The organism is Brachybacterium sp. SGAir0954, assembly GCF_005490785.1.
GTDB lineage: Bacteria > Actinomycetota > Actinomycetes > Actinomycetales > Dermabacteraceae > Brachybacterium > Brachybacterium rhamnosum.
The window spans coordinates 3,364,546-3,391,166 of sequence record NZ_CP027295.1 but is presented as its reverse complement, the minus strand read 5'-3'; the positions used below and the strand labels follow the sequence as shown (position 1 = coordinate 3,391,166).

The 26,621-nt window shown below is 73.6% G+C and carries 22 protein-coding genes and 1 tRNA gene; 11 read left to right on the top strand and 12 right to left on the bottom strand.

What is annotated here, in order from left to right; all coding sequences use genetic code 11:
• From C1N80_RS15270 to C1N80_RS15245, 6 genes are all read right to left on the bottom strand, one after another.
• Positions 1 to 273, bottom strand: a complete 273-nt coding sequence (locus C1N80_RS15270) for an HPr family phosphocarrier protein (RefSeq protein ID WP_137771561.1) — start codon at positions 271 to 273, stop codon at positions 1 to 3.
• A 133-nt stretch (positions 274 to 406) separates the two neighbouring features.
• A complete protein-coding gene (locus tag C1N80_RS15265; protein WP_137771560.1) occupies positions 407 to 1,549 on the bottom strand; it encodes a mannitol-1-phosphate 5-dehydrogenase in 1,143 nt (380 codons plus the stop codon).
• Between the two features lie 7 nt (positions 1,550 to 1,556).
• Positions 1,557 to 3,752: a PTS sugar transporter subunit IIA gene (locus C1N80_RS15260; protein ID WP_137771559.1), complete on the bottom strand. Its 2,196-nt coding sequence runs from the start codon at positions 3,750 to 3,752 to the stop codon at positions 1,557 to 1,559.
• Between the two features lie 155 nt (positions 3,753 to 3,907).
• Entirely contained in the window at positions 3,908 to 4,663 is a 756-nt protein-coding gene (locus C1N80_RS15255; protein WP_240811166.1) for a TVP38/TMEM64 family protein, read from the bottom strand.
• Between the two features lie 7 nt (positions 4,664 to 4,670).
• Positions 4,671 to 5,465 (bottom strand): DUF1684 domain-containing protein, encoded by a 795-nt coding sequence (locus C1N80_RS15250; RefSeq protein WP_137771558.1) that lies wholly within the window; start codon positions 5,463 to 5,465, stop codon positions 4,671 to 4,673.
• Positions 5,462 to 5,773 (bottom strand): putative quinol monooxygenase, encoded by a 312-nt coding sequence (locus tag C1N80_RS15245; protein ID WP_137771557.1) that lies wholly within the window; start codon positions 5,771 to 5,773, stop codon positions 5,462 to 5,464. Before C1N80_RS15245 ends, C1N80_RS15250 begins: the two co-directional genes overlap by 4 nt.
• A gap of 191 nt (positions 5,774 to 5,964) precedes the next feature.
• Here C1N80_RS15245 and C1N80_RS15240 point away from each other — a divergent pair, with 191 nt between their 5' ends.
• On the top strand, positions 5,965 to 6,897 hold the full coding sequence (locus C1N80_RS15240; RefSeq protein WP_240811165.1) for a phosphotransferase: 933 nt from the start codon (positions 5,965 to 5,967) through the stop codon (positions 6,895 to 6,897).
• Between the two features lie 44 nt (positions 6,898 to 6,941).
• Here C1N80_RS15240 and C1N80_RS15235 read toward each other — a convergent pair whose 3' ends face one another.
• Positions 6,942 to 9,458, bottom strand: a complete 2,517-nt coding sequence (locus C1N80_RS15235; RefSeq protein ID WP_240811164.1) for an excinuclease ABC subunit UvrA — start codon at positions 9,456 to 9,458, stop codon at positions 6,942 to 6,944.
• A 49-nt stretch (positions 9,459 to 9,507) separates the two neighbouring features.
• A complete protein-coding gene (locus C1N80_RS15230; RefSeq protein WP_137771556.1) occupies positions 9,508 to 11,082 on the bottom strand; it encodes a SulP family inorganic anion transporter in 1,575 nt (524 codons plus the stop codon).
• Positions 11,083 to 11,230: 148 nt separating this feature from the next.
• Between C1N80_RS15230 and C1N80_RS15225 the strand changes: the two genes are divergently transcribed.
• The 10 genes from C1N80_RS15225 (at position 11,231) to C1N80_RS15180 (ending at position 21,862) form a co-directional block, all read left to right on the top strand.
• On the top strand, positions 11,231 to 11,950 hold the full coding sequence (locus C1N80_RS15225) for a M50 family metallopeptidase (RefSeq protein WP_137771555.1): 720 nt from the start codon (positions 11,231 to 11,233) through the stop codon (positions 11,948 to 11,950).
• Positions 11,951 to 12,035: 85 nt separating this feature from the next.
• A complete protein-coding gene (locus tag C1N80_RS15220) occupies positions 12,036 to 12,662 on the top strand; it encodes a biotin transporter BioY (protein ID WP_137771554.1) in 627 nt (208 codons plus the stop codon).
• Complete coding sequence (locus tag C1N80_RS15215) at positions 12,659 to 13,147, top strand: DUF6328 family protein (protein WP_137771553.1); 489 nt, start codon at positions 12,659 to 12,661, stop codon at positions 13,145 to 13,147. Before C1N80_RS15220 ends, C1N80_RS15215 begins: the two co-directional genes overlap by 4 nt.
• Positions 13,148 to 13,257: 110 nt before the next feature.
• A complete protein-coding gene (locus tag C1N80_RS15210) occupies positions 13,258 to 14,988 on the top strand; it encodes a TrkA family potassium uptake protein (RefSeq protein WP_137771552.1) in 1,731 nt (576 codons plus the stop codon).
• A 64-nt stretch (positions 14,989 to 15,052) separates the two neighbouring features.
• Positions 15,053 to 15,997, top strand: coding sequence for an HAD-IIB family hydrolase (locus tag C1N80_RS15205; RefSeq protein WP_240811163.1), 945 nt, complete (start codon positions 15,053 to 15,055; stop codon positions 15,995 to 15,997).
• Positions 15,998 to 16,050: 53 nt separating this feature from the next.
• Complete coding sequence (locus C1N80_RS15200; RefSeq protein ID WP_137771550.1) at positions 16,051 to 16,527, top strand: peroxiredoxin; 477 nt, start codon at positions 16,051 to 16,053, stop codon at positions 16,525 to 16,527.
• Between the two features lie 205 nt (positions 16,528 to 16,732).
• A tRNA-Ser gene (locus C1N80_RS15195) sits at positions 16,733 to 16,822 on the top strand.
• Positions 16,823 to 17,189: 367 nt separating this feature from the next.
• Positions 17,190 to 20,027: a phosphoenolpyruvate carboxylase gene (ppc, locus tag C1N80_RS15190; protein WP_137771549.1), complete on the top strand. Its 2,838-nt coding sequence runs from the start codon at positions 17,190 to 17,192 to the stop codon at positions 20,025 to 20,027.
• 482 nt (positions 20,028 to 20,509) lie between these two features.
• Positions 20,510 to 20,677, top strand: coding sequence for a hypothetical protein (locus C1N80_RS15605; RefSeq protein WP_168198128.1), 168 nt, complete (start codon positions 20,510 to 20,512; stop codon positions 20,675 to 20,677).
• 9 nt (positions 20,678 to 20,686) lie between these two features.
• A complete protein-coding gene (locus tag C1N80_RS15180; protein WP_137771548.1) occupies positions 20,687 to 21,862 on the top strand; it encodes an XdhC family protein in 1,176 nt (391 codons plus the stop codon).
• A gap of 4 nt (positions 21,863 to 21,866) precedes the next feature.
• Here the strand turns inward: C1N80_RS15180 and C1N80_RS15175 are convergent, their stop codons facing one another.
• From C1N80_RS15175 to C1N80_RS15160, 4 genes are read right to left on the bottom strand one after another with little or no spacing between them, the layout of a single operon-like run.
• The gene (locus tag C1N80_RS15175; protein WP_137771547.1) at positions 21,867 to 22,508 is read right to left on the bottom strand and encodes an NTP transferase domain-containing protein; all 642 of its coding nucleotides are present in this window, start codon (positions 22,506 to 22,508) and stop codon (positions 21,867 to 21,869) included.
• Positions 22,505 to 24,577: a xanthine dehydrogenase family protein molybdopterin-binding subunit gene (locus C1N80_RS15170; RefSeq protein WP_137771546.1), complete on the bottom strand. Its 2,073-nt coding sequence runs from the start codon at positions 24,575 to 24,577 to the stop codon at positions 22,505 to 22,507. Before C1N80_RS15170 ends, C1N80_RS15175 begins: the two co-directional genes overlap by 4 nt.
• Complete coding sequence (locus C1N80_RS15165; protein WP_137771545.1) at positions 24,570 to 25,601, bottom strand: xanthine dehydrogenase family protein subunit M; 1,032 nt, start codon at positions 25,599 to 25,601, stop codon at positions 24,570 to 24,572. The genes C1N80_RS15170 and C1N80_RS15165 overlap by 8 nt, the downstream gene beginning before the upstream one ends.
• Positions 25,598 to 26,137, bottom strand: a complete 540-nt coding sequence (locus C1N80_RS15160; protein ID WP_137771544.1) for a (2Fe-2S)-binding protein — start codon at positions 26,135 to 26,137, stop codon at positions 25,598 to 25,600. The genes C1N80_RS15165 and C1N80_RS15160 overlap by 4 nt, the downstream gene beginning before the upstream one ends.
• Positions 26,138 to 26,621: the final 484 nt, after the last annotated feature.

Below are 26,621 nucleotides of genomic sequence, written 5' to 3'. Positions count from 1 at the left end.
TCAGGCGTCGGCGTCGAGGTCCTTCTCGAGCAGCGCGGCGAGGGCTGCGACGGACTCGTCGGCCCCCTCGCCCTCGGCGCGCAGGGTGACCTCGTCGCCGTTGCCGGCGCCGAGGGTCATGAGCATGAGCATGCTCGAGGCCTGGACGGGGCTGCCGCCGACCTTCTCGATGGTGACCTCGGCGGGCTGCTCCGCGGCAGCCTTGGAGAAGATGGTCGCCGGGCGGGCGTGGAGCCCGGAGGCGCTGGCGATCTTGACGGTGCGCTCTGCCATGGGAGTGCCTTTCGTTGGGGGCCGCGGCGCGGCCGGTCGCGGACGGGCCGCGGTGGTGGTGTACGGACAGGGACGATATCGGACGGGCCGGGGTGACGCCGGGGAACGCTCGCTCCCCGGCGCCGCCCCGAGGTCAGAGCTGCGCCTGGCGGGCCGCGACGCGGTCGCGGAGCGCAGGGGTCAGCGGATGCTCGGGGGCGAGCCCCGTGATCTCCGCGGTCGCGGCGTCGGCGTCCTTCGACGCGAGCAGCTCCTGGAGACGCGTGACCTCCTCGTCACCCTCGGGGGTGAAGGCGAGCGCGGCGGCGAAGGCGTCCTGCAGGGCGGAGGAGCCGAGCTCCCGCTCCGCGAGCTCCGCGGCCGGGCCGATGATGCGGTCCTCCCGGGAGAGCTTGCGCAGCGGGGAGCGGCCCACGCGCTCCACAGGATCGGGCAGGGACCGGTTCGCGAAGCGGCCCTGCACCTTGGTGCGGTAGGCCTCCATCTCCTCGGGTGCGAAGCCGTGCTTGGCGACCAGCAGCGCGGAGGTCTCCTCGAGCACGGCGGCGACCTGCGCGGCGACGGCGGGATCCGCGACGGACTCCGCGATCGTCTCGTGGCCGGCCGTGAAGCCGTGCCAGGCGGCCGTCGCGTGGCCCGTGTTGACGGTGAAGAGCTTCCGCTCGATGTACGGGCCGAGCTCCTCCACCCAGGTGATGCCGGGGACGTCGGGGACCGCGCCGCCGAAGGGGCCGCGCTCGACCGCCCACTCGTGGAAGTCCTCCACGGTGACGTCGAGGCCGGCGTCCGCGTCCTGCACGGGGACGATGCGGTCCACGGCGGTGTTCGCGAAGAACGCCTTCTCGTCGAGATCGTCGCCCTCGTAGGCCGCGCGGACCTCCTGCTCGAGGATGTCCGTCGCGTTGATCGCGTTCTCGCAGGCCATGACCGCGACGCGCGGCGCGCCCGCGGGCCTGGCCGCGATGCCGGCGGCGATGTTCGGCGCGACGAAGCGCAGGATGCGCGCGCCCACCGCGGTGGTGACCACGTCCGCGTCGGCGAGCTCCTCGGTGAGGACCTCGGGCTGCTGCTTCGAGTTGACGGCACGGAAGCCGGTCACGACCGTCTCGGTCGGGTGCTGGCCGACGGTCGCGACGGTGTAGCTGTCCGCCTGCTGCAGCTGGGCGATGAGGGCGTCGGCGACGTCGGCGAAGACGAGCTCGTAGCCGGCCTCGTGCAGGAGCAGGCCGACGAAGCCGCGGCCGATGTTGCCTGCACCGAAATGGACTGCCTTCATGGGTGGATCACTCCTTGTCGGAACCGAAGATGTCGAGGATCTCGTCCGGGCTGGTCGCCTTCTCGAGGCGCTCCACCTGGGCGGGATCGGAGAAGGTCATGGCGACCTTCTGGAGCAGCTCGAGATGCTCGTTGCCCTGGCCGGCGATGCCGACGACGAAGGTCACCGGGCTGCCGTTCCAGTCGATGCCGCCCGGGTAGCGGGTGAAGGTCATCGCCGAGCGGCGGATCGAGGACTTCGCCTCGTTCGTGCCGTGGGGGATGGCCAGGCCGTTGCCCATGAACGTCGAGACGGAGGCCTCGCGGTCGTGCATCGCGGAGACGTAGTCCTCGCCCACGGCGCCTGCGGCGACGAGCAGGGAGCCCGCCTCGTCGATCGCGGAGTCGGAGCCGGTCGCGGAGCCCTGCAGGACGATCGAGTCCCGGGAGAGGATCTGCGGCGCGGCGTCGGTGTCGGCGGCTGCGGTCTCCCCGGTTGCGGGGACCTCCGCCGCGTGACGACCCCGGGGCGAGGGCGCGGTCCCGGTCGCGGTGGCGCCCGCGCCGGCGGCCGCCGCGCCCGCACCGGCAGCGGCGGTGCCGGAGGCGTTCCCGCCGTCGGCCGTCGCGGCGGTGTCGGCTGCGTCGGCGTCGTCGGAGGCGTCCTCCCCGTTGTTGCGGCGGCGGACGAGGTCGACGACCTCGTCGTAGCGCGGGGAGTTCATGAACTGGTCCACGCTCACGTGGATCGCGGAGCCCGTGCGCTGGCGGGCGCGGTCGGTGAGCTCCTTCTGGGTCACCACCACGTCCCACTCGTCGTTCAGCGAGGAGATCGCCTTGTTGGTGACCTCGACGTCGTCGAAACCGGCGCCGCGCACCTTCTTGCGCAGCACGGTCGCGCCCATGGCGGAGGAGCCCATGCCGGCGTCGCAGGCGAAGACGATCCGCTGGATCGGGCCGGTGTGACCGGAGTCGTCGGCCGCGGAGGCGGCGCCCGCGCCCGCCCCGCCGGCGCCGGTGAGGGCGCCCGCCACGGAGGACTTCTTGCCCTTCATCTGCTCCATCTTCGCGGTCGCGGAGACGATGTCGCCGTCGTCCTGCTTGCCGACCTTCAGGAGGAGCATGGCCAGCACGAAGCTGACTGCGGTCGCTCCGAGGACGGCGATGATGATGCCGAGGTACGAGTCGGGCGTTGCGGCGCCCAGGATCGCGATGATCGACCCCGGAGCGGCAGGGGAGCGCAGGCCCGTGTGGAACAGGACGTTGAGGAACACGCCGGTCATGCCGCCGCCGATCGCGGCGAGGATGAGGATCGGCTTCATGAGCACGTACGGGAAGTAGATCTCATGGATGCCGCCGACGAACTGGATGAGGGCGGCACCGGGCGCGGAGGCGCGTGCGGCGCCGCGCCCGAAGATCGAGTAGGCGAGCAGGATGCCGAGGCCCGGGCCAGGGTTGGCCTCGAGCAGGAAGAGGATCGACTTGCCGTCCTGGGAGGCCTGCGCCAGGCCCAGGGGCGTGAGCACCCCGTGGTTGATGGCGTTGTTGAGGAAGAAGACCTTCGCCGGCTCGATGAGGATCGAGACGAGCGGCAGCAGGCCCAGGCCGATCAGGCCCTCGACGCCGGCGCTCAGCAGGCTCATGAACCCGTTGACGACCGGGGCGAGGCCGAAGAAGCCGACGACCGCCATGAGGAAGGCGAAGATGCCGGCGGAGAACATGTTCACGAGCATCTCGAAGCCCGCCGGGATGTGGTCCTGCCACAGGCGGTCGAGCTTCTTCATGAGCCAGGCGGCGAGCGGCGCCATGATCATCGCGCCGATGAACATGTGCACCTGGCCGATCTGCTCGTTCGCCGGCTGGGTGAGGTTCAGCTGCGCGATGAGCTCGTCGGAGCCGGCGATGACGCCCATCGTCGCGACGACGCCGACGACCGCGCCGCGCGCCTCGTAGACCATCCGGCCGCCCGTGTTCGCGATGAGCAGCGGGAGCAGGTAGTGGATCATCGGGCCGACGATCCCCGTATGCGGGGTGCCCGCGGAGTCCGCGAACCCGCCCAGCGCCGGGACCGGCGTGAAGCCCTTCTCGATGAAGAAGGCGGTGAAGATGCCCCACGCGATGAGCGCGGGGATGTTCGGCATCACCATGTTCGACAGCGAGGTGCCGACCTTCTGGAGCGCCACCCGCGGGCTGAACCCGCGCGGCGCCTCGGTTGCTGTGGTCATCACGTGTCCTCGGGGACGGCCGGGGGACCGACGGCGGTGCCCCGGGGGACGGGCCTGGCGCGGCGGGTGCCGTGCTCCGGTCGCCGGGTGCCCTCGGAGGGACAGAGGAAGATCCCGGCGGCTGGACGCAGTCTAGTTCTCCGCGGAGTCGCCGGTCAGGCCTTGCCGACCGCGATACCCGGGTCCTGTGACGCGTCGCCCTCCGCGGGTGCCTGGGCACGCGTGCCGCGCCAGCTCCGGAAGGCGAGGACGGTGAGGACGATCACGAGCGCCCAGGAGCAGCCGAGCACGACGCCGTGCGGCACGTCCGGCGATCCCATGAAGGCGCCGACCGCGACGAGCGAGAGCTGGCCCGGCAGCGAGGCGAGGACCGTCGCGACGAGGAAGTCACGGGCCGTCACGCCGAGGGCGCCGCTGCCGTAGTTCACGGGCCAGTAGGGGATGCCCGGCATGAGGCGCAGTGTGCAGACCGCGTAGAAACCGCCGCCGGCCAGCCGGTCCTCGACCATCGCGGCGTGGGAGCCGAGCAGGCGCATCACGGTCCGCTCGCCGAGCAGGCGGGCGATCCCGTAGCCGCCCAGGCAGCCGGTCACGACGCCGATCAGCGACAGCAGGGTCCCGAGCGGGACCCCGAAGATCATCCCGCCGGCCACGGCCATGATCGTCACCGGGATGGGGGTCGTCGCGACCGCCGCGTAGAGCAGCACGAAGACGATCGGGCCCCAGGCGCCGGCGGCGTCGACGTCGGCCCGGATCCCCGCGATCGAGGGCAGGCGGACGTTGAACGCGAGCCAGATCATGACCAGGACGACCGCGACGAGGGCGACGTTGCGCAGCACGGTGCCCCACGGCACGTGGCCGTGCGCGGGGGACGCGGCGTGCGTCTCCTCCGGGTCCTCCGTCGTGGTCACCGGGCCGTCAGCGCTCCGTCGGCTCGACGCGGCGCTCGCCGGCGCGCACCGGGATCGGCAGGTGGTTGCCCTCCGGGGGCTTCGGGCAGGTGCCGAAGGCGCTGAAGGCGGAGGGGAAGTTCAGGGCACGGTTGAGGTCCACGCGGGCACGCTCGCCGTCGATCTCGACGGGGACCTGGCGCCAGTCCGACGTCTCCGTCCCGGAGGTCTCGTCGGTGAGGATCAGCGTGCCCTCACCCGTGACCCGCAGCTCGACCTGCTCGCCGTCGACGTCGAGGGCGACGACGCCGGGGGAGGGCAGCTGCTGGGTGAGCCACGGCAGCGCGGAGCCGACGGTCACCGTCGTCGGGTCCGCGCGGAAGCTCCCCTCGAGCACGGCCGACGGGTCGTGGGGGAAGACGGGGACGCCGGTGAAGCCGGCGCGGCGCGGGGTCGCCGGGTCCAGGGGGCGCAGCCCCGTGCGGTCGCCGCGGCGGATGACGTCGATCCGCACTCCCGCGTCGGTCACGCCGAGCTGCACGTCGCCCGGATCCAGCAGGGTGAGGGTGCGCTCGCCGCCCACCTCGATGACCTGCGCCTGCGCGGGCTCGGCGAGGACGGTGTAATCCGAGGGTGCGCTGCGGGAGACGAGCCGGCCGCCCTCGAGCGCCCAGGTGCCCGGCACGCCGGGGAAGCTCAGCTCCCCGGCGCCCTCCTCCACCCAGTGCAGGCCCACCTGGGCGAGCACGGAGTGCGGGGCGGCGAGGCCCGCGTCGCGACGTCGGCGGAACTCCTCCCAGTCCTGGGTGTCGGAGGCGGTCACAGCAGGCCCTGCTCCGGGGTGCCGGCGGCGATCGGGGTCATGCGGGTGACGACCGCGGGCTTCGCGACGAGATCCGCGACGTCGCCGCGGAGGATCTCGACGACGCTGCCGGCGCCGTGCGCGTCGAGGTCCTCGGCGCTCGTCCACTTCTCGATCATCGTGACGGTGCCGTCCTCGGCGGCGTGGATCGCGTACTTCTCGCAGCCCGCCTCCTCGTGCACGGCGGCGATGCCGCGCTGCATGGCCTGGGCGAGCTCCTGCTGCTTCCCCTCGGCGGGGAAGAACACGGCGGTGACGACGACGGTCATCGGGACTCCTTCGGGTCGGTGCCGCGACGGTATCAACGCGCCGTCACCAGGGGCGAGGGCGTTCCAGCGGCCGACCCCGGGCCGGCCCGGACCGCGGCCGGGGAGCGTGAGGGGACTACAGTGCCTGTGCCCGTGCCGCGCAGAGGAGGTCAGGTGGCCCGCACGAACCCCGCACCCCGGCCGGCCCGGCCATGAGCGCCGACGATGCCCTGCACGAGGGGCAGCACTCGCTGACCCGCGCCGTCGCCGAGCGGCTGCTGCGCGAGCAGGCGCCCGCGCACGTCGAGCTGCCCGCCGACGCCGAGATCCACCTGCTCACCGGAGCCGGCACCACGAGCCATGTGGTGCGGGTGGGGGAGGAGCTCGTCGCGCGATTCCCGCTCATCGGGGAGGACCCGCGCGCGGTGCGGGCGGCGCTCGGGCGGGAGCACGCCGCGATGGCCGAGCTCGCCGGAGCGATCCCCGTGCCCGCGCCGCGGCCGCTCATGATCGGCCGCGGCGGCCACGGCTACCCGCTCCCGTGGTCCCTGCAGACCTGGGTCCCCGGCGAGATCGCGACGCCCACCGGCGCGGCGGGATCCGTGCCCCTCGCCCTCGACCTCGCCCAGCTGCTGAAGGCGCTGCGGGCCGTGCCCACCCGCGGGCGGACCTTCTCCGGCACGGGTCGCGGCGGGGACCTGCGCGCGCACGACGCCTGGATCGCCGAGTGCCTCGCCCGCAGCGAGCACCTGCTGCCCGTCCCAGAGCTCAGCCGAGCCTGGGAGCGGTGGCGGGAGCTGCCGCGGGAGGACGTGGACGTCATGAGCCACCAGGACCTCATCCCCGCGAACCTGCTCCTGGACGGCGGGGCCGCGCCCCGGCTCGCAGGAGTGCTGGACAGCGGCGGCTTCGGCCCCGCGGATCCCGCCCTGGACCTCGTCGTCGCCTGGCACCTGCTGGACGCCGGCCCCCGTGCCCTGCTGCGCGAGCACCTCCGCGTGCCCGAGCTGACCTGGCGGCGCGGGGAGGCCTGGGCCTTCGCGCAGGCGATCGGGCTGGTCTGGTACTACGAGAGGACGTCGCCCGCGATGGCGGAGCTGGGACGCAGCACGCTCGTGCGGCTGCTGGCCGACGCGGGGAGCTGAGCGGCGGCGGGGGCCCGTCGGCCTGCTGCGACCAGGAGCGGTGCTCAGCCCTCCCCGGCGAGATGCGCCCTCAGGTGCCGGCCGGTCACGCTCGCCGGATCCGCGGCGACCTCCTCGGGGGTGCCGAGGGCGACCACGCGGCCACCGGCCTCGCCGCCGCCCGGGCCCATGTCGAGGACGTGGTCCGCATTGGCGATCATGTCGAGGTCGTGCTCGATGACGACCACGCTCGCGCCGTGCTCCACGAGCCGGTCGAGCACGGCGAGCAGGGTGCGGACGTCCTCGGGATGCAGGCCTACGCTCGGCTCGTCGAAGACGAACAGGGCGTCGTCCTGGCGGCGGTCGATCTGCCCGGCGAGCTTGAGCCGCTGCGCCTCCCCGCCGGAGAGCGCCGGGGTGTCCTCGCCGAGGGTCAGGTAGCCCAGGCCCAGGTCGATGAGGGCCTGCAGCCGGCGGCGCACGGAGGGGAGGTCGTCGACGAGACCGATCGCCTCCCGCACGGAGAGGGACAGCAGGTGGGGCAGGGAGACGTCGCCGGGGTCGTCGGCCCGCGGGCGGAGGATCGCGTCGGCCTGCGGCCCGTAGCGGTGGCCGCCGCACTCGGGGCAGTCGATGTCGACGTCCGGCAGGAACTGCACGTCGAGGGAGACCTGCCCGGTGCCCTCGCAGCGCGGGCAGCGCAGGGAGCCGGTGTTGTAGGAGAAGTCGCTGAGCGTGAGCCCGCGCTCACGGGCGCCCTCGGTGCGGGCGAAGGCGCGTCGCAGCTCGTCCATGACGCCGGAGTAGGTCGCGACGGTCGAGCGGACGTTCACGCCGATCGGGCTCGCGTCGATCCGGTGCACGCGCCGGATGCCGGGCGCCTCGAGGGAGCGCACGTGGCCGGGCAGGGGGCGGTCGTCGATGAGGGCCTGCGCCGCGGGGACGAGGGAGTCGAGCACGAGCGTCGTCTTCCCGGAGCCGGAGACCCCGGTGACGGCGGTGAGGCGGCCGCGGGGCAGCTCGACCTCGAGCGGGTGGACGGTGTGGATCGCGTCGGTGACCAGGCGCAGCGACTCCCCGTCGCCCGCGGCGCGCTCCCGCACGATCACCTCCTCGCGGCCGTCGAGGAAGCCGCCGAGGCGGGAGGCGGGCGCCGCGGCGATCTGCTCGACGGTGCCCTGCGCGATGACGGTGCCGCCCTCCGCGCCGGAGCCCGGACCGATCTCGACGAGGTGGTCCACGGCGCGCAGCACCTGCACGTCGTGGTCGACGAGGACCACGGAGTTGCCGTCGGCGAGGAGGTCCTCGACGAGCCCCAGCAGGCCCTCGATGTTCGAGGGGTGCAGGCCGATGCTCGGCTCGTCGAGCACGTAGAGCACCCCGGTGGTGCGGTTGCGGACGGCCCGCGCGAGCTGCACGCGCTGCAGCTCTCCCGTGGACAGGCTCGAGCCGGCCCGGTCCAGGGCGAGGTAGCCGAGGCCCAGCTCGGTGAGCCGCCCCGCCATCGACACGAGCTGCTCGACGAGCACCCGCGCCATGGGGTGCATGCTCTCCGGCAGCGGGTCGATGATCGTGGGCGCCCAGGCCAGGAGCGCATCGAGGGTGAGGGCGGTGGCGTCGGCGAGGCCCAGGTCGCCGATCCGCGGCCCGCGGGCGCGCGGGGACAGCCGGGTGCCCTCGCAGTCCGGGCAGACGCTCTCGGTGAGGAAGCGGTCCACGCGGGCGAGCCGCTTCTCGGTATCCGCGCGGCGCAGCTCCTCGGTGACGGTGAGGCGCGCGTTGCGGAAGGTGAAGTCCAGCTCGTGCAGCCCCTTCTTCGAGGTGACGGTGATGTGCTTCTTCTCCTCGGGGCCGTCGAGGACGATCTGCCGCTCCCACTCCTCGAGGTCCTGCCAGGGCACGTCGATGCGCACGCCGAACTCGCGGGCGATGGCGGGCTGCACGTTGAAGCCGAACATCTGCCAGGGGACGACGGCGCCGTCCTCGAGGGTCCGCGTGGGATCGGGGACGAGGGACGCGTCGTCGACGGAGCGGATCGTGCCGACCCCGTCGCAGCGCGGGCAGGCGCCCTCGGCGTTGAAGGCGAGCTCCTCAGCGCCCGGGGCGATCACCTGCTCCCCGCACTCGGGGCAGGAGAAGGGGACCTCCGCGGCGACGTCGAGGGTGGGCGGGACCCGGTGGCCGTTCGGGCACAGGTGCGCGGCGAGCCGGGAGAAGATCAGCCGCAGCACGTTCAGCAGCTCGGTGGAGGTGCCGAAGGTGGAACGCACGCCGGGCACGGAGGGCCGCTGGCGCAGGGCGAGCGCGGCGGGCACGTGGGCGACCTCGTCGACGTCCGCCCGCGGCGCCTGCGAGAGCCGGCGGCGCGTGTAGGTGGACAGCGCCTCGATGTAGCGCCGTGAGCCCTCCGCGTAGAGCACGCCCATCGCGAGGGAGGACTTGCCGGAGCCGGAGACGCCGGCGATGCCGACGAGGGACTGCAGCGGGATGTCCACGTCGATCCCGCGCAGGTTGTGCACGCGCGCACCGCGCACGGCGATCGACGTGGGGATCGGCGGGGGAGTGCTGCGGCGATCGGTCACGAGGCCGAGGCTACCCGCGGGGCCCGACGGACGGGACGGCGACGGGCGCTCAGGCGCCGAGCCGCCCGGAGAGCCGCTCCATGCGCCGTGCGCTCGCCCCGTCGAGACCCACGATCCGTGCCCGCTTGCCGCGCTCGGCGTACTTGGTGACCACCGCGTCCAGCGCGGCGACGGTCGAGGCGTCCCAGACCTCCGCCGCGGAGAGGTCCACGACGACCTCCTCCGGGTCGCCCGCGTAGTCGAACTGGTGGACGAGGTCGTTGCTCGAGGCGAAGAACAGCTGGCCGCGCACCCGGTAGCGGCGCACGGTGAGCGTGCCCCCGTCGGCCCCGTCGGCCCCGTCGGCCCCGTCGGCCGTGTCAACCATGGTCGGCCCCTCCGGCTCCACGCGCACGAGGTGCGCGACCCGCCTCGCGAACAGCACGATCGCCGTGAGCACGCCGAGCACCACGCCGATCGCGAGGTTGTGCGTCCACACCGTCGCGACGACGGTCACCGCCATCACGACCGTCTCCGAGAGCGGCATGGCGCGCAGGGTCGAGGGGCGCAGGCTGTGCCAGTCCACGGTCGAGGCGCACACGGCGAGCATGACCCCGGCGAGGGCGACCATCGGCACCCGCCCCACGGCCTCGCTCAGCAGCAGCACGAGGATCAGCAGGAACACGCCCGCGCTGAAGGTCGACAGTCGCGTGCGGCCCCCGCCCTGCTTCACGTTGACCATCGTCTGGCCGATCATCGCGCAGCCGCCCATGCCGCCGAACGCGCCGGCCATGAGGTTCGCGACGCCCTGGCCCCAGGACTCGCGGGTCTTGTCGCTGCGGGTGTCCGTGATGTCGTCGACGAGCTTCGCGGTGAGCAGCGACTCCATGAGCCCCACGAGCGCCATAGCGAGCGCGTAGGGGGCGATGATCCGCAGCGTCCCGAGCGTGAGCGGCACGTGCGGCAGGCCCGGGACCGGCAGCGAGGAGGGCAGCTCGCCCTGGTCCGCGACGTCCGGCACCTGCCAGCCGGTGACGGCCACGAGCACCGTCACGACGACGATCGCGACGAGCGGGGCGGGGACGGCCGACGTCAGCCGCGGCACCACCACGAGCAGCACGAGGCAGAGGGCGAGCAGCGGGTACACGAGCCATGGCAGGTCCCGCCCCACGAGGTGCGGCAGCTGGGCGAGCAGGATCAGCACCGCGAGGGCGTTGACGAAGCCCGTCATGACCGAGCGCGGGATGAAGCGCATGAGCCGCGCGACGCCGAGCAGCGCGAGCAGGATCTGCATCAGCCCCGCGAGCAGCACCGCCGCGACGAGATAGTCGGTGCCGTGCGAGGCGACGAGCGGCGCGATCACCAGCGCCGTCGCCCCCGCGGCGGCGGAGACCATCGCCGGCCGCCCGCCCACGACCGCGATCGTGATCGCCATGATCACCGCGGTGAACAGGCCCACCTTCGGGTCCACGCCCGCGAGCACCGAGAAGGAGAGCACCTCGGGGATCATCGCGAGCGCGACGACGAGTCCGGAGAGCAGCTCGATCCGCAGCCGGCGCGGGGAGCGCAGCGCGGAGAGCACGGTGGGCGGCCGCTCCTGGGAATGGGCAGGGGCGTCCGCGGTCACGGCGGGGGAGGGGGTCATGACGTCCTCGGGGATCGGGGCGGGGCCGGAGCCGTCGCCGGGCGTCCCCGGCGCTCACCGCCGCATGCCAGGGTACGGCGGTGAGCCTCTCCGGCACCCGCCCGCCCGCTCCCAGGGCGCGCCGGGCCGGCCCTGGCACCATGGCCGGATGGACCTGCCCACGCTGCTCGGCGAGATCGGGGACCGCGCCGCGCCCGGACCGGCGCCGAGCGGGACCTGGTGGCCCCTCGTCTCCCTGTCCCTCGCCCTGGTCGCCGTGCTCGTCTCCCCGCTGTGGCGGCTGCTGCGCCCCGCCGTGACGATCGTCCACGAGCTCGGACACGCCGTGACGGGCATCCTCGCGGGCCGCCGCTTCACCGGCTTCGTCGTCTCCGCGGACATGTCCGGCCACGCGATCACCGTGGGCCGTCCGCGGGGGCCGGGCCGCGTGATCTCCGCCTGGTCCGGCTACCCCGCGCCCGCCCTCCTCGGGGCCGTGCTGATCCAGGTCGCGCTCGCCGGCGCCGCCGGGACCGCGCTCGCCGTCGCGCTGGCGGCGCTGCTCGTCTCCCTCGTCTTCACCCGTTCGGTGCACACGGTGCTCGCCGTGCTCGGCAGCGCCGCCGTCGTCGGCGCGGTGTGGTGGTGGGGGAGTCCCGCGCTCGTCGCCCTCGTGACCCTCGCCGTGGGCGCCTTCCTGCTGATGGGCGCCTGGAGGCACGTGCTCGTCGTCGCGAGCAGCGGCGGCCGCGGCGACGACCCCGCGCAGCTCGCCCGCCTCACCCCGCTGCCGGCCGCCGTCTGGATCGGCAGCTACCTGCTCGTGCTCGCCGCCTGCACGCTCTGGGCCCTCGCCGTGCTCGCACCGGGCCTGCGCAAGCTGCTCTGAGCGGCGCCGCGGTCACCGCGCGCGGCGCGCGTCGGCGCTGGTCTACCCTGGTCGCTCCCGTGCCCGCCCCTCCTCGAGGAGTCCGATGACCGCCCTGGCCCCCGCCGTCCCCACCCGCCGACCGGTGCTCGCCGACGCCCTGCTGCACCGCACCTCGTGGCTGCTCGACGCGGTCCTCGTGGCGGCCGGCGCCGCGGTCGTGGCGCTGCTCGCACAGGTCGAGATCCCGCTGCCGATCGTCCCGATCACGGGCCAGACCCTCGCCGTGCTCGTCGTCGGCTCCGCCCTCGGCGCGCGTCGCGGCGCAGCCGCCCTCGTGACCTACATGGTCGCCGGCCTCGCGGGCCTGCCCGTGTTCGCGGGCTTCTCCGGCTCGCTCGCCGCGATCATGACCCCGAGCTTCGGCTTCATCCTCGGCTTCGTGCCCGCGGCGTTCCTCGCCGGCTGGCTCGCCGAGCGCGCCTGGGACCGCCGCCCGTGGCTCGCCCTCGTGGGCTTCGTCGCCGCGAGCATCGTGCCCTTCCTCGTGGGCGTGCCCTACATGGCCTACATCCTGAACGTCGTCATGGGCGCGGGCTACGACCTCGCCGGCATCCTCGCCGTGGGCGTCACCCCGTTCCTCGCGGGCGGCCTCGTGAAGGCCGTCATCGCCGCGGTCCTCATCCCCGCCGCCTGGCGCGGCGTGCGGGCGATCGACGCGCACCGGCGGTGAGCGAGGAGCAGCAGGCCCCGCGCTACGAGCGCGAGGAGAGCCGCGCGGAGACCCTCGACCGCAACTGGAACGAGCTGCTGCAGGAGATCCGGGTCCTGCAGACGGGATCGCAGATCCTCGCGGCCTTCCTGGTCGTGCTGCCCTTCCAGGCGCGCTTCCCCGAGCTGGACGCCTTCCAGACCGCGCTCTACCTCGGGCTCCTGCTGCTCGCCCTCGTCATCGTCGCCCTGCTGCTCACCCCCGTGAGCCTGCACCGGCAGCTGTTCCGCCGGCGCCTCAAGGACCGGATGGTCCATACGGTCGGCGTGCTCGTGCAGGTCGCGCTGCTCCTGCTGGGCCTGCTGCTCGTCGCGGTCGCCGTGTTCGTGATCGACGTCGTCGTCTCCCGCGGGGCGGCGCTGGCCGCCGGGGCGGGTCTCGCGGTGCTCCTGGTGGCGCTGCAGATCGCGCTCCCGCGCGGCCTGGCACCGCGCCGGGAGGGCTGAGCGACGGGCGCGCCGGGCCGCCGACGGCCGTCCGCGGGAGCCCCCGCGCTGGCCTACGCTGGCCCCGTCACAGCAGGGTCCGTCCAGGGGCCTCGAGGGGAGGAGCACTGATGGGCGACCCCATCGAACCGCGCCGCGGCCCGAGCCGCGCCGACCGCCGGACCGCACGGCGACGCCTGGGACCGGGGCTCGTGTTCCTCGTCGTGGGGCTCACGATGATCGGCGGCTACGCCACGATCTTCCACGCGCTGATGGCCCGCGAGGGCCGCGAGTACTCGTGGATCAGCGCCGTGTACTGGGCGATCACCACGATGACCACGCTCGGCTACGGCGACGTGACCTTCGAGTCGGACGCCGGGCGGCTGTTCTCCCTGCTCGTCCTGCTCAGCGGCGTCGTCTTCCTGCTCGTGCTGCTGCCCTTCTTCGTGATCAACTACATGGTCACGCCGTGGCTGGACATGCGGCACACTGCGCGCACACCCCGCAAGGTGAGCCCGCAGCTGCGCGACCACGTGATCCTCGTGGGCTCCAACGCGGTGACCCAGACCTTCATCGCCCGGGCCGAGCGCTCCGGCGCCCCGGCCGTCATGGTCGTCGAGGACCCGGTCGAGGCCGGCCGCCTCCACGACCTGGGCCTCCAGGTCGTCGTCGGCCCCCTCGACTCCGCCTACACGTACCGCAACGCCGGGGCGGACCGCGCGAAGCTCATCGCCTCGACCCTCTCCGACACCGCGAACACCAACGTCGCCTTCACCGTGCGGCAGGTCTCCGGCGAGGTGCCGATAGCGGTCACCGCGGAGAAGTGGGCGAGCGTCGACGTGCTCGGCCTCGCCGGCGCGGACCACGTGCTCCAGCTCGGCGCGGAGCTCGGCACCGAGATGGCCGGCCGAGTGCTCGGATCGACCGGCCAGGTGCACCGGATCGGCAGCTTCGGCAGCACCGTCATCGCGGAGGCCGCCGCGCGCGGCACCTCCCTCGTGGGTCGCACCCTCGCGGAGGCGACCGCGGAGATCTCCTCCCGTGTGCGCATCCTCGCGATCATGCGCAAGGGCCGACTGCGCCCCCTCAAGCCCGAGCAGCGCATCACCGAGAACACGGTGCTCATCCTCGCGGGGGAGGTGGAGGACCTCGCCGTCTTCGACGCGGCCTTCCTCGCCGGGCAGCAGCTCGAGGCGCCCGTGGTGATCCTCGGCGGCGGCCGCGTGGGCCGCGCCGCCTCCCGCGCGCTCAGCGAGGACGGCGTGCCCAGCATGATCGTCGAGCAGATCCCCGGCCGCGTCGAGGCCTCGACCGGCGCCCGCGAGGGCACCGCGAGCTATCAGGTGGTCCACGGCGACGCGGCGGACCAGCGCGTGCTGCGCGAGGCCGGACTGCAGGAGGCCTCCGGCGTGCTCGTCACCCCGCACGACGACGACCTCAACGTCTACCTCACCCTCTACTGCCGGCGCCTGCGCCCCGAGCTGCAGATCGTCTCCCGCGCGACCTACGAGCGGAACGTCGCGACGCTCTACCGCGCCGGCGCGGACAGCGTGCTCTCCTACGCGACGATCGGCGCGACGGACCTGTGGAACCATGCCGGGCTCAGCCACCGCGTGCTCATCGCGGAGGGCAACGAGCTGTTCCTCGTGCCGTGCCCGCGGGTGCTCGTGCGCCGCAGCGTGCGCAACTCCGAGGTGCATCGCCGCACCGGCTGCCACATCGTCGCGGTCGCGGGGGAGGACGGCACACTCTCCTACGACTCGGAGTCGATCCCCTCCGGCGCGGTGAAGCTGCTGCTGCTCGGCGACCGGCACGCGGAGCGCATCTTCCGGGAGACCTACCTCCCGCTCGCCCGTCGCTGAGCGCCGCCCGCCGCGCCGCCGGGCCACAATGGGGGAGCACCCTCAGACCCCCGGAAGGGACACCGTGATCCCCAGCCCCGCAGACCCGACCACCGTCGACGGCACTGCCGCTGTCACCACCGCCGACGCCGCCGCCGTCGGCCCCACGGCCACCCCGGCGAGCTGGGAGACGATCCCCGCGGGCGCCGCGGACCTCCGCCTCGTGGTGAGCGACATGGACGGCAGCCTCCTCACCCCGAGCGGTGAGATCCCCGAGGGCTTCTGGGAGCTCATGGACCGCCTGCGCGAGCGCGGCGTCGCCTTCGTCCCCGCGAGCGGCCGCCAGCTCGCGACCCTGCAGGCGACCTTCGGCCCCGACGCCGCGACCGGCCGCGAGGGCGTCGCCAGCTACATCGCCGAGAACGGCACCCTCGTGGTGCACGAGGGCGAGATCGTCAGCACCACCGTCGTCGCCGAGGCGACCGCGGAGGCGGTGCTCGCGCTGGTCCGCGAGCTCACGGCAGGCGGAGCGGCCCTGGGCCTCGTGCGGTGCGGCATCGAGGGCGCGTTCGTCGAGAGCACCGATCCGGCCTTCCTCGCCGAGGCCCGCAAGTACTACCGGAACCTCACCGTCGTCGGCGACCTCGCCGACGTCGAGGGTCCCGTCCTCAAGCTCGCCGTGCACGACGCGGTCGACGCCGAGGCCACCGCCCCCGCCTTCGCCCGCTTCGAGGAGACCGAGCAGGTCGTCGTCTCCGGTCAGCACTGGATCGACGTCATGAACCAGGAGGTCGACAAGGGGCAGGGTGTGCTCGCCCTCCAGGAGGCGCTCGGCGTGACCCGCGCGCAGACCGCCGTGTTCGGCGACTACCTCAACGACACGGGCCTGTACGCCGTCGCCGACTGGTCCTTCGCGATGGCGAACGCGCACCCCGGAATCCTCGCCCTCGCCCGCTACGTCGCCCCCTCGAACGCGGAGCGCGGCGTCGTCACCGTGGTCGAGCACCTGCTGGGCCCTGCCGAGCACTGACGCGCCCCGCCTCCCACCGAACCTCCCTCCCGCCCGTCCCTGAGGAGCAGCCCATGACCTCCGCCCCCGTCAAGCTCGCCGTCGGCGATGCCGCCCCCGCCCTGGACCTGCCCCTCGCGGGCGGCGGCCGGGTCACGCTCGAGGACCTCGCCGGCGCCCCCGCGCTGCTGTGGTTCTACCCCGCCGCGAACACCTCCCTGTGCACCAAGCAGGCCTGCGACCTGCGGGACAACCACCAGATGTTCGTCGACGCGGGCTACCGGGTCATCGGCGTCTCCCCGGATCCGGTGCCCGAGCTCGACCGCTTCATCGCCGAGCAGGACCTGCCCTACGACCTCGCCTCCGACGAGTCGCACGCCGTCATGGCCGCCTACGGCGCCTGGGGCGAGAAGAACATGTACGGCAAGCTCGTCGAGGGCGTCATCCGCTCGACCTTCGCGATCGACGCCGAGGGCAGGATCGAGTTCGCGAAGTACCGGGTGGGCACGCCCAAGCACATCGCGCTGCTGCAGGAGAAGCTCGGCCTCTGAGCGCGTCGTCGGCGGGGCACAGGACGGCGCCGACGGTGCCGACGACTCTCGCCGCAGGTGCGGGTCCCGCGACCGGGAGCCGCCCCCGTCGGCCGGTCGCTGGATTGTGACGTGATCGCCCTCCCGCCGCTTTGGTGCGCATGCTCGGGCTCCCGTATGCTGTCACGGCATGTCCTCACCCGGTGCTGGCACCGGACGGTCATGAGGAGACGTGGCAGAGCGGCCGAATGCGCTCCCCTGCTAAGGGAGTAGGTGGTGATAAACCGCCTCGGAGGTTCAAATCCTCTCGTCTCCGCCCTCGATCGACGGGCCCCGGTGCGCAGCGCCGGGGCCCGTCGGCGTTCCCGGGCCGGCATGCGGCCCCCGCCCACCCGCCCACCTGCCCACCCGCCGCCCCGTCGGCCCGCCCGCCCCCGCCCGCCCGCCGCGCCGCGCACTTGCGTGGCGATGGTCCGATTCCGTTCCGTATTGGGGCCTGGGATGGAACGGAATCGGACCGTCGCCGGTGTGATAGGCGTGGGAGGGCGGGTGTCCCGAGGAATGGCCCTCCCCATGGGCGCGGAACGGGCGCGCGGTAGTCTGGGCGGCGTTTCCCCGCGCCGTCGCGGTCGCTCGCACCGTCGGCGGCCGTGCTGCGGCGCCGCCGATCATCAGGAGGCCCCGTGCCAGAGACCGACGCGTTCCCTGTGCCCACGCTCACGAGCGAGTTCCCCGTCGTCGGGGACGATCCGCACATCGATGCCCCGCTGCGGGCGACGGTCAGGCGGCTGTCCACGCTCCTGGGCCGCACCCTCTCCGACCAGCACGGTCAGGAGCTGCTGGACCTCGTCGAGCAGGTGCGCCAGCTGACCAAGGAGGCGAAGTCCTCGGGCAGCACCGCGACCGCGCGCGACGTGCAGAAGCGGCTCGCTGAGCTCCCCCTCGAGCAGGCGACCCCGCTGACCCGCGCCTTCACCCAGTACTTCCTGCTCGCGAACGCCGCCGAGCAGGTCTACCGCGTGCGCGCCCTGCAGGAGCGCCCCACCGCCGAGTCGTGGGTGCCCCGCGCCGTCCAGGGCGTCGTGGACAAGGTGGGCCCCGAGGGCCTGCAGGAGGCCGTCGACTCCCTCGATGTGCGCCTCGTCTTCACCGCGCACCCCACCGAGGCCTCCCGCCGCGCCGTGCTCACCAAGCTGCGTCGGATCTCCGACCTCCTGGCCACGGAGACCGCGGAGGGCAGCGTCGAGCGCCGTCGCCAGGACCACGACCTCTCCGAGGCGATCGAGGGCCTGTGGCTGACCGACGAGCTGCGCCGTGACCGGCCCACCCCGCAGGACGAGGCGCGCAACGTCCTCTACTACCTGCGCCAGCTCTACCTCCAGACCCTGCCCGGGTTCCTCGACGACCTCCGCGAGGAGCTCCGCGCCAAAGGGGCGGAGCTCTCCGAGCGCCAGGTCCCGCTGCGCTTCGGCTCCTGGATCGGCGGCGACCGCGACGGCAATCCCTTCGTCACCGCGCAGGTCACCCGCGAGGTGCTCCAGCTCCAGGCCGAGGCCGCGATCGACATCGCGACCCAGGTCATCAACGACCTGATCTCCGATCTCTCGATCTCCTCCGTACTCACGGGCGACGACGAGGAGCTCCGCGAGAGCCTCCGCGCCGATCTCGCCTTCGAGTCCCAGGTCGACGAGAACCAGCAGCGCCTCTTCGAGCAGGAGCCCTACCGCCTCAAGCTCGGCGCGATGCGCGCCAAGCTCGCCGCGACCCGGGCACGGCTGCGCAGCGGCGACGCGCACGTGGACGGCAAGGACTACCGCGACGGCGAGGAGCTCCAGGCGGACTTCGAGGTGCTGCGTGCGGCGCTCTCCCGCCATGGCGCCCACAAGGTCGCCGACGGCACCGTCGCGATCGCTCAGCAGGTGCTCGCCGGCTCCGGTCTGAACCTCGCGACCCTCGACGTGCGCGAGCACTCCGAGAAGCACCACGAGGTCGCCGCCCGTCTGTTCGACCGCGTGGGCGAGCTGGACCGGCCCTATGCCGAGCTCTCCCGCGTCGAGCGCACGGACGTGCTCTCCTCGGAGCTCTCGAGCCGCCGGCCGCTCGTGGGCGCCGCGATCTCCGAGGACGAGACCATCCTCGACGACGCCACGCGCACCACCTACGGCGTGTTCCGCGAGATCCGCGAGGCGCACCGCTCCTACGGCACCGCCGCGATCGAGACCTACATCATCTCGATGACGCACGGCGCCGACGACGTCCTCGCCGCGGCGCTGCTGGCGCGCGAGGCAGGGCTCATCACCCTCGCGGGCGGGCCGGGCAGCGACGAGAACCGGGCGGACATCGGCTTCGCGCCGCTGCTCGAGGAGGTCGCGGACCTCCGCAGCTCCGGCGAGATCCTCGAGCGCCTGTTCTCGGACCCCTCCTACCGCGAGATCGTGCGCCTGAACGGCGACCGCCAGGAGGTCATGCTCGGCTACTCCGACGGCAACAAGGACGCCGGCGTCATCACGAGCCAGTGGGAGATCCACCAGGCCCAGCGCTCGCTGCGCGACGCGGCGGCGCGCCACGGGGTCACCCTGCGCCTGTTCCACGGCCGCGGCGGGTCCGTCGGCCGCGGCGGCGGCCCCACCTACGACGCGATCCTGGCCCAGCCGTACGGCGTGCTCGAGGGCGAGATCAAGTTCACCGAGCAGGGCGAGGTCATCTCCGACAAGTACATGCTGCCCACGCTCGCGCGCGAGAACCTCGACCTCTCGCTCGCGGCCGTCATCGAGGGCTCCGCGCTGCACACCGCGCCGCGCACCACCCCCGAGCAGCTGGACCGTTTCGGCGAGGTCATGCAGCAGGTCTCCGACGCCGCCTTCACGCGGTACCGGACCCTCGCCGACGACCCCGACCTGCCCGAGTACTTCGTGACCTCCACCCCGGTGGAGCAGCTCGGCGATCTCAACATCGGCTCGCGCCCCTCCAAGCGCGCCACCTCGGACAAGGGGCTCGACGGCCTGCGCGCCATCCCGTGGGTGTTCGGCTGGACCCAGTCCCGCCAGATCGTCCCGGGCTGGTTCGGCGCCGGCTCCGGCCTCAAGGCCGCCCGCGAGGCGGGCCTCGAGCCGGATCTCCACGAGATGCTGAAGCACTGGCACTTCTTCCGCTCGCTCATCAGCAACGTCGAGATGACGCTCGCGAAGACCGACATGCAGATCGCCGCCCACTACGTGCACTCGCTGGTGCCGGAGCGGCTGTGGCCGCTGTTCGAGCGGATCCGTGAGGAGTACGAGCTCTCCGTCGCGGAGCTCGAGCGCCTCACCGGTGTGCTCGAGCTGCTGGACAACCAGCCCGTGCTCAAGCGCACCCTCGCTGTGCGCGACCGCTACCTCGACCCGATCTCCTACATGCAGGTCGCGATGCTGCAGCGCGTGCGCGCCGCCGCCGCGGCGGGCGAGGAGGTCGACCCCGAGCTCCAGCGGGCGCTGCTGACCACGATCAACGGTGTGGCCGCGGGCCTGAAGAACACGGGCTGATCTCCGGAGCCCGGCGCACGACGGCGGCCGTCCCCACCTCGGGGGCGGCCGCCGTCGGTGGTGGGTCCGCTCGATCCCGGTGATGATCGCGATGCGCAGCGCTTCTCCGGTCCGCCGGCGCTTGCGGTCCAGGGCGTTCTTCTGCAGCAGCGCGGAGAAGACTCCATCGTGGGAGCTCCGCGCCGAAGACCGGCTCCGGCGGGCGGATCTCGCTGAGCGCGAATGTCGTCGACCACATGGCGACGGCTCCTGTCGCCAGCATCGACTGGCAGACCTCCCGCCCAGCGATCTGCCGGGCGGGGAGCGGGTTGTCATGGCCCAGCGGGTGGGCGACGTGCTCGAGATCGACGGCGTGCGCCCGGAGCTCACGGGGATCTGCGCGGGACGGGTCACCCTCGACGAGGCCGGCTGAGACCCGGGGTTGCCGTCTGCGCCCGAGCCGGCCCGTCGCCGCACGGCTCGAGGGCGGTGACGCGGTCGGGATGTTCCGCGACGGCCCTGCCGAGCACCTCGGAGAGATCGAAGCGGTGGAGCGCAGGATCCACACCGTCGAGACGCCGACGGCCGCCACCGGCAGCACCGCCTTGGTGATCTGCACCCCGCCCGATCGAGAGGTCGAAACCGTCGCGTCGATCCGGGCTGCGGCATAGTCTGAGGAGGTGCTCGACATCCTCGACGGCGCCCGGGAGCGCCTCGCCCGCGCCTCCGATCCGGTCCCCTGCGCCGTCGCGACCATCGTCTCCGCCCAGGGCTCCGTGCCGCGGCCCGTGGGCACCTCGATGCTGGTGGGCGCCGATGGCGCACTGCACGGCTCGCTCTCCGGCGGCTGCGTCGAGGGAGCGGTGCTCGAGGCCTGCCGCGAAGCGCTCGAGACCGGGGGGAGCAGCCTCCGGAGCTTCGGGTTCAGCGACGAGGACGCCTTCGCCGTCGGACTGATGTGCGGAGGCTCGCTCGAGGTGCTGATCCAGCCGTTCGCTGCCCCGCCCCCGGGGGCGCGGAGCCCCCTCGGCACGGTCGACGACCCGTCCCCCGCCGCCTACGTGACCCGGTTGCCGCGAGATTCCGACTTACCACGAACGGTCGCTCCCGAGGGTGACGACGCCGACGACCCGCGCGCCGTCCTGCTCGCGGGCGACGGGGCCGAGGAGGTCCGCGGTGCGCTCACGATGCTGCTCCCCCCGGAGCTGCTCGAGGCAGGGAGCGCCCAGGTCGCCGCCATGCTCCGCGAGGCTCGCTCCGGCACCCTCCGCCTCCCTGCGGGTGCCTCGACGATCGACCTGTTCGTCGAGTCCCGTATCCGGCCCGCGCACCTGGTGGTGTGCGGGGCGAACGCCTTCGGGCAGGCGCTGGTGGAGGCGGCACGGCCGCTCGGGCTGCGGATCACGCTGTGCGACCATCGGCCGGCGTTCACCGATCCCACGGCGTTCCCGGGGGCGGAGGTGGTGCGTGCCTGGCCGCACCGGTTCCTGGCTGCGGCCGCGGAGCGCGGGGATCTCGATGCCCGCAGCATGGTCTGCGTGCTCACGCACGATCCGAAGGTCGACGTGCCGGTGCTCGCCACCGCTCTGCGGCTGGACATCGCCTACGTCGGTGCGATGGGGTCCCGGCGCAGCGATCACGATCGGCGCACGGCGCTGAGGGAGGCCGGGGTGGACGAGGAGGCGCTGTCGCGGCTGCGCTCCCCGATCGGCCTCGACCTGGGGGCGGGGAGCCCGTCGGAGGTGGCGGTCGCGATCCTCGCGGAGATCCTGGCCGTGCGGGCCGAGCGTCGCACCGTCGAGCCGCTGCGGGACGGCAGCGGTCCGCTGCATGCGCGCACCGCTGCGAGCCGCTGAGAGGTCAGCCCCGCACGTCCAGCCGCCACAGGTCCTCGGGGAGGTCGAGGTCCGCACCGTCGTCGATATCCGTGCAGTCCACGAGCTGCACGTGATCCCGTCGGGCGCGGAGCAGGTCGCGGGCGCCCACGTCCGCGCGCGCGGCCTCCGCGGCGGCGGTGGTCCAGGCGGCGTCGAGCAGCACCGGATGGCCCCGTCGGAGCTCGCCGGAGGCCTCCCGGTGGGCGGCGGCGGTGATCCCTCCAGGGCGGTGGGCGGCCAGCACCCGGGCCACCTCTGCCGCGCACGTCCCGGGGCGGTCCACCGGCGTGACCAGCACGTCGCGGCCCGGTCCGATCGCGGCCAGGCCGGTGCGCAGGGAGGTCCCCATCCCCTCGCGCCAGCGCGGGTTCTGCTCCGTGCGCGCCCACGGCATCCCGTCCATGACGGCGCCCACCCCCTCGGCGCCCGCGCCGGTGACGACCACGACCTCGGCGCAGCCGCCTTCGCGCAGGGCGCGAGCGACGTGCTCGACCAGCGGGACGCCGCGCAGGAGCAGCAGCGCCTTGGGGCCGCGGCCCAGTCGCCGTCCGGCGCCCGCGGCGAGGATCAGGCCGACGGGAGACGCGGCCGCCTGTCGAGGGCCCTCGGACGACGCGGCGCTCACCGTGCCAGGAGGTCGCTGCCGAACACGGGCAGGTCCCGCGCACGCACCCCTGTGGCATGGTGGACGGCGTTGGCGATCGCCGCGGCGGCGCCGACGGTGCCGATCTCGCCGATGCCGCGCGCGCCGAGCGGGCCGGCCTGAGGGTCCTCCTCGTCCAGCCAGTGCGCCTCGAGGGAGCGGATGTCGGCGTTGACGGGCACGTGGTACTCGGCGAGGTCGTGGTTGACGACGTGTCCGAAGCGAGGGTCGAGCTCGCCCTTCTCGTGCAGCGCCATCCCCACCCCCATGGTCATCCCGCCGAGGAGCTGGGAGCGGGCGGTGCGGGGGTTGATGATCCGCCCGACGGAGAACACCCCGAGCATGCGGTCCAGACGGATCTCGCCGGTCTCCTCCTGGACGCGGACCTGCGCGAACTGGGCGCCGTAGGAGTGCATGGCGAACTGCTTCTCGGCAGGGTTCTCCGCCGCCTCACCGATCGCTTCGACGCCATCGGCCGGGGCGGTGCCGTGCTCGCGGCGGAAGGCGTCCGCGGCGGCCAGCACAGCCGCGCTCCAGCTGGCGAGTCCGGTGGAGCTGCCGGCCACGGTCGCGTTCGGCAGCGCGGTGTCGCCGATCCGCAGCGCGATGCGGTCCGGGTCGACCTCGAGGGCGTCGGCGGAGACCTGGGTGAGAGCGGTCCAGGTGCCGGTGCCGAGGTCGGCGGCACCGATGCCCACCTCGTAGACCCCCGCCTCGTGACGGATCCGGGCCTTCGAGCCGGGCTGCCGGGATGCGGGGTAGGTCGCCGAGGCGACGCCGGTGCCGATCAGCCACCCGCCCTCCCGGCGTGCGCGGGGCCGCGGGTCGCGGTCGGCCCAGCCGAAGCGGGTGGCGCCCTCGTGCAGGCAGTCGATCAGCCGGCGTCGGTTGAAGGGCTTCCCTGTGTCGGGGTCGTGCTCCGGCTCGTTGCGCACCCGCAGTTCGATCGGGTCCAGCCCGCAGGCCTCGGCGAGCTCGTCCATCATGATCTCCAGGCCCACCATCCCCGGTGCCTCGCCGGGAGCGCGCATCCAGGAGGGGACGGCGACGTCGAGCGGGAGCACGCGCTGGGTGATGCGACGGTGCTCCCCGGCGTACATCTGCCGGGAGGGTTTGATCGCCACCTCGGGGAACTCCTTGGTGTGCGACGAGCTGGAGACCGCCTCGAGCCCGAAGGCGGTGATCGTGCCGTCGGCCCGGGCGCCGATCCGGAAGCGTTGGGAGGTGGCGGGCCGGTACCCGGTCAGCGCGAACATGTGCTGGCGGGTGACGGCGTGCTTCACGGCGCGGCCGGGCACGGCGTGCGCGGCCAGCGCCGTGAGCATCATGTCCGCGTGGGGCAAGCCCTTGGAGCCGAAGCCGCCGCCGACGTGCGGGCTGATGATCCGCAGCTGCTCGGGGTCGATGCCCAGCATCGGGGCGAGGGTCTGTCGCGCGGGGTGCACACCCTGGGTCGAGGTCCACAGCGTGAGCTGCTCGCCGTCCCAGCGCGCGATGGTGGTGTGCGGCTCCATCGGGTTGTTGTGCTCGAGCGGGGTGGAGTACCGCTGGTCCACCACGATCTCCGCGGCGGCGATCGCGGCCTCGAAGTCGCCGGTGTCGATGTCGTCACCGCCGCCCTCGGGTTCGCGCACTGCGGGGTGGTCGGGGCGGAAGACGGCGTCGTGCGGTGCGCCCTCTGCGGTGACCTCGACGAGGTCGGCGGCCTGGCGGGCCGCCTCCGGGGTCTCGGCGAGGACGGCGCCGAGGTACTGGCCGCGGAAGCCGATCCGGTCGTCCTGGAGGATCGCCAGCTCACCGTCCTCGGTGTCGGCGAGCCGGAGGGCGTTCTCGTGGGTGATCACGTGCACCACACCGTCGAGTGCGAGCGCGGCCGTGGCGTCGATGGCGGTGACGCGGCCGAGCGCGATCGTGGAGCACAGCGGGAAGAGATGGAGCGGATGCTCGACCGGGTGCTCGTAGGCGTAGGGCGCGAGGCCGCGCACCTTGTCGGGCCCGTCCAGACGCACCCGTCCGGTGCCGATCGCGGAGGCTCGCAGGAGGTCACTCATCAGGGGAATCCTCGTTCTCCTCGCCCAGGCCGGCGAGCTCGGCGAGCACGCTCCCCATCGCGCCCTGGGCCATCGTCACCTTGAACTCGTTGCCCGCGACCGGCCGGGCCCGCTCGAGCTCGGCCGCCGCGGCCCGGCGGAAGCTCTCGCGGGTGGCGGGGGCGCCGGCGAGGAGCTGCTCGGCGCGGCGAGCCCGCCAGGGGGCGTGGGCGACGCCTCCGAGGGCGATCCTCGCGGAGAGGATCGTGGGCCGCGCGGCGTCCGGGTCGAGCTCGAGCACCGCGGCGACCGAGACCAGGGCGAAGGCGTAGGAGGCGCGGTCGCGGATCTTGCGATACGTGGAACGGGTGCGGGCGGCGCCGTCCGGCGGGGGCAGCTCGACGGCGGTGATCAGGTCGCCGTGCTCGAGGACGGTGTCGCGCTCGGGCTCGTCCCCCGGAAGGCGGTGCAGCGCGGTGAGGGGCAGGCGCTTCTCGCCGTCGTCGCCCAGCACCACCACGGTCGCGTCCAGGGCGGCGAGGGCGACCGCCATGTCGGAGGGGTGGGTGGCGATGCACGCGTCGGAGGCGCCGAGGATCGCGTGGTAGCGGGTGTATCCCCCGAGCGCCGAGCAGCCGCTGCCCGGAGCACGCTTGTTGCAGGGGGTGGTGGGGTCCTGGAAGTAGACGCAACGGGTGCGCTGCAGCAGGTTCCCGCCGGTGGTGGCGGCGTTGCGCAGCTGGCCCGAGGCGCCGGAGAGAAGGGCGCGGGAGAGCATCGGGTGGTCGCGACGCACGCGCGGGTCGGCGGCGAGATCGCTGTTGCGGACCATGGCGCCGACGCGCAGGCCGCCGTCCGGCAGCTCCTCGATGTCCGCGAGGTCGAGACGGCCGAGGTCGACCAGCAGATCGGGGGCGGTGATCCCGAGCTTGAGGTGGTCGACGAGGTTGGTGCCGCCGGCGAGGTAGGCCGCGTCGGGTCGTTCGGCCATCGCGGCGACGGCGCCGGCGGGGTCGTCCGCGCGCACGTAGTCGAAGGGTCTCATCGGGCCGTCCCCTCGCTCGCGGTGCTCGCCCCGGCCGCCTGCCGGACGGCGGCGACGATGTTGACGTAGGCGCCGCAGCGGCACAGGTTCCCGCTCATCCGCTCGCGGATCTCGTCCTCGGTGAGCTCGATCGGGTGGTCGTGGCCGTGGTCCTCGGTGACCACGCTGGGGTGCCCGTCGGCCGCCTCGCGGAGCACGCCGGTCGCGGAGCAGATCTGCCCGGGGGTGCAGTAGCCGCACTGGAACGCATCCTGCTCGAGGAAAGCGGTGTGCAGGACGGAGGGCTCGCCGTCCGGGGCGAGGCCGTCCGAGGTGAGCACCTCCGCGCCGTCGAGGGACACGGCCAGCAGCAGGCAGGAATTCAGCCGCCGCCCGTCGACCAGAACGGTGCAGGCGCCGCACTGGCCGTGGTCGCAGCCCTTCTTCGGGGACATGTTCCCGAGGTGGTCCCGCAGCGCGTCGAGCAGGGTGGTGCGCGGGTCGACGGTCAGGTCATGCGGCTGACCATCGATGATGAGGTGGACTGGATGGCCCATCGGGCGCCTCCGGATCAGGTCGGGATTCGACCGTAGCGGGCGCCCGGAGGCTCGGCAACCGGTTCCCGCGGACACCGACCGATCGTTCGCCTGCGCCGCCCGTCCCCGCCGAGTCACCGGGCCTGCCCGTGTCGCCGTGCTCCTCGTTGCCGGCGCGGCGGCTGGGGATCGGCGCCGGGTACCGGGCGCCTGCATCGGGCTCGGCGAGGAAGCTGATGCCGTCGTCCACCCACCAGGGCGGCGGCATCCCGTGGAACGCGGCGGCGGTCCTATGGCTGATGACCGAGTGAGGGAGGACGCTCGTCTGCCGCACCGCAGTGATCCGATCGAGGCTCGCCGCGTCGCCCACGCCGCGACGTCCGCGCCGCGGTGGACCGGCGCGCACGGGGAGGAACGACAGAGGCGGCACCGACGGTGCACGCCAACTCCGCGGGATCCGCAGCCTGGTCCGCATCGATCCTCGGGGCGCGGGATCCTCAGAAGA

Coding starts and splice junctions, on each gene's coding strand:
- C1N80_RS15225 (WP_137771555.1), top strand. CDS start 11,231: ATGGACCTGCCCACGCTGCTCGGCGAGATCGGGGACCGCGCCGCGCCC.
- C1N80_RS15200 (WP_137771550.1), top strand. CDS start 16,051: ATGACCTCCGCCCCCGTCAAGCTCGCCGTCGGCGATGCCGCCCCCGCC.
- C1N80_RS15160 (WP_137771544.1), bottom strand. CDS start 26,137: ATGGGCCATCCAGTCCACCTCATCATCGATGGTCAGCCGCATGACCTG.
- C1N80_RS15170 (WP_137771546.1), bottom strand. CDS start 24,577: ATGAGTGACCTCCTGCGAGCCTCCGCGATCGGCACCGGACGGGTGCGT.
- C1N80_RS15245 (WP_137771557.1), bottom strand. CDS start 5,773: ATGACCGTCGTCGTCACCGCCGTGTTCTTCCCCGCCGAGGGGAAGCAG.
- C1N80_RS15270 (WP_137771561.1), bottom strand. CDS start 273: ATGGCAGAGCGCACCGTCAAGATCGCCAGCGCCTCCGGGCTCCACGCC.
- C1N80_RS15605 (WP_168198128.1), top strand. CDS start 20,510: ATGTTCCGCGACGGCCCTGCCGAGCACCTCGGAGAGATCGAAGCGGTG.
- C1N80_RS15220 (WP_137771554.1), top strand. CDS start 12,036: ATGACCGCCCTGGCCCCCGCCGTCCCCACCCGCCGACCGGTGCTCGCC.
- C1N80_RS15265 (WP_137771560.1), bottom strand. CDS start 1,549: ATGAAGGCAGTCCATTTCGGTGCAGGCAACATCGGCCGCGGCTTCGTC.
- C1N80_RS15240 (WP_240811165.1), top strand. CDS start 5,965: ATGAGCGCCGACGATGCCCTGCACGAGGGGCAGCACTCGCTGACCCGC.
- C1N80_RS15210 (WP_137771552.1), top strand. CDS start 13,258: ATGGGCGACCCCATCGAACCGCGCCGCGGCCCGAGCCGCGCCGACCGC.
- C1N80_RS15230 (WP_137771556.1), bottom strand. CDS start 11,082: ATGACCCCCTCCCCCGCCGTGACCGCGGACGCCCCTGCCCATTCCCAG.
- C1N80_RS15260 (WP_137771559.1), bottom strand. CDS start 3,752: ATGACCACAGCAACCGAGGCGCCGCGCGGGTTCAGCCCGCGGGTGGCG.
- C1N80_RS15165 (WP_137771545.1), bottom strand. CDS start 25,601: ATGAGACCCTTCGACTACGTGCGCGCGGACGACCCCGCCGGCGCCGTC.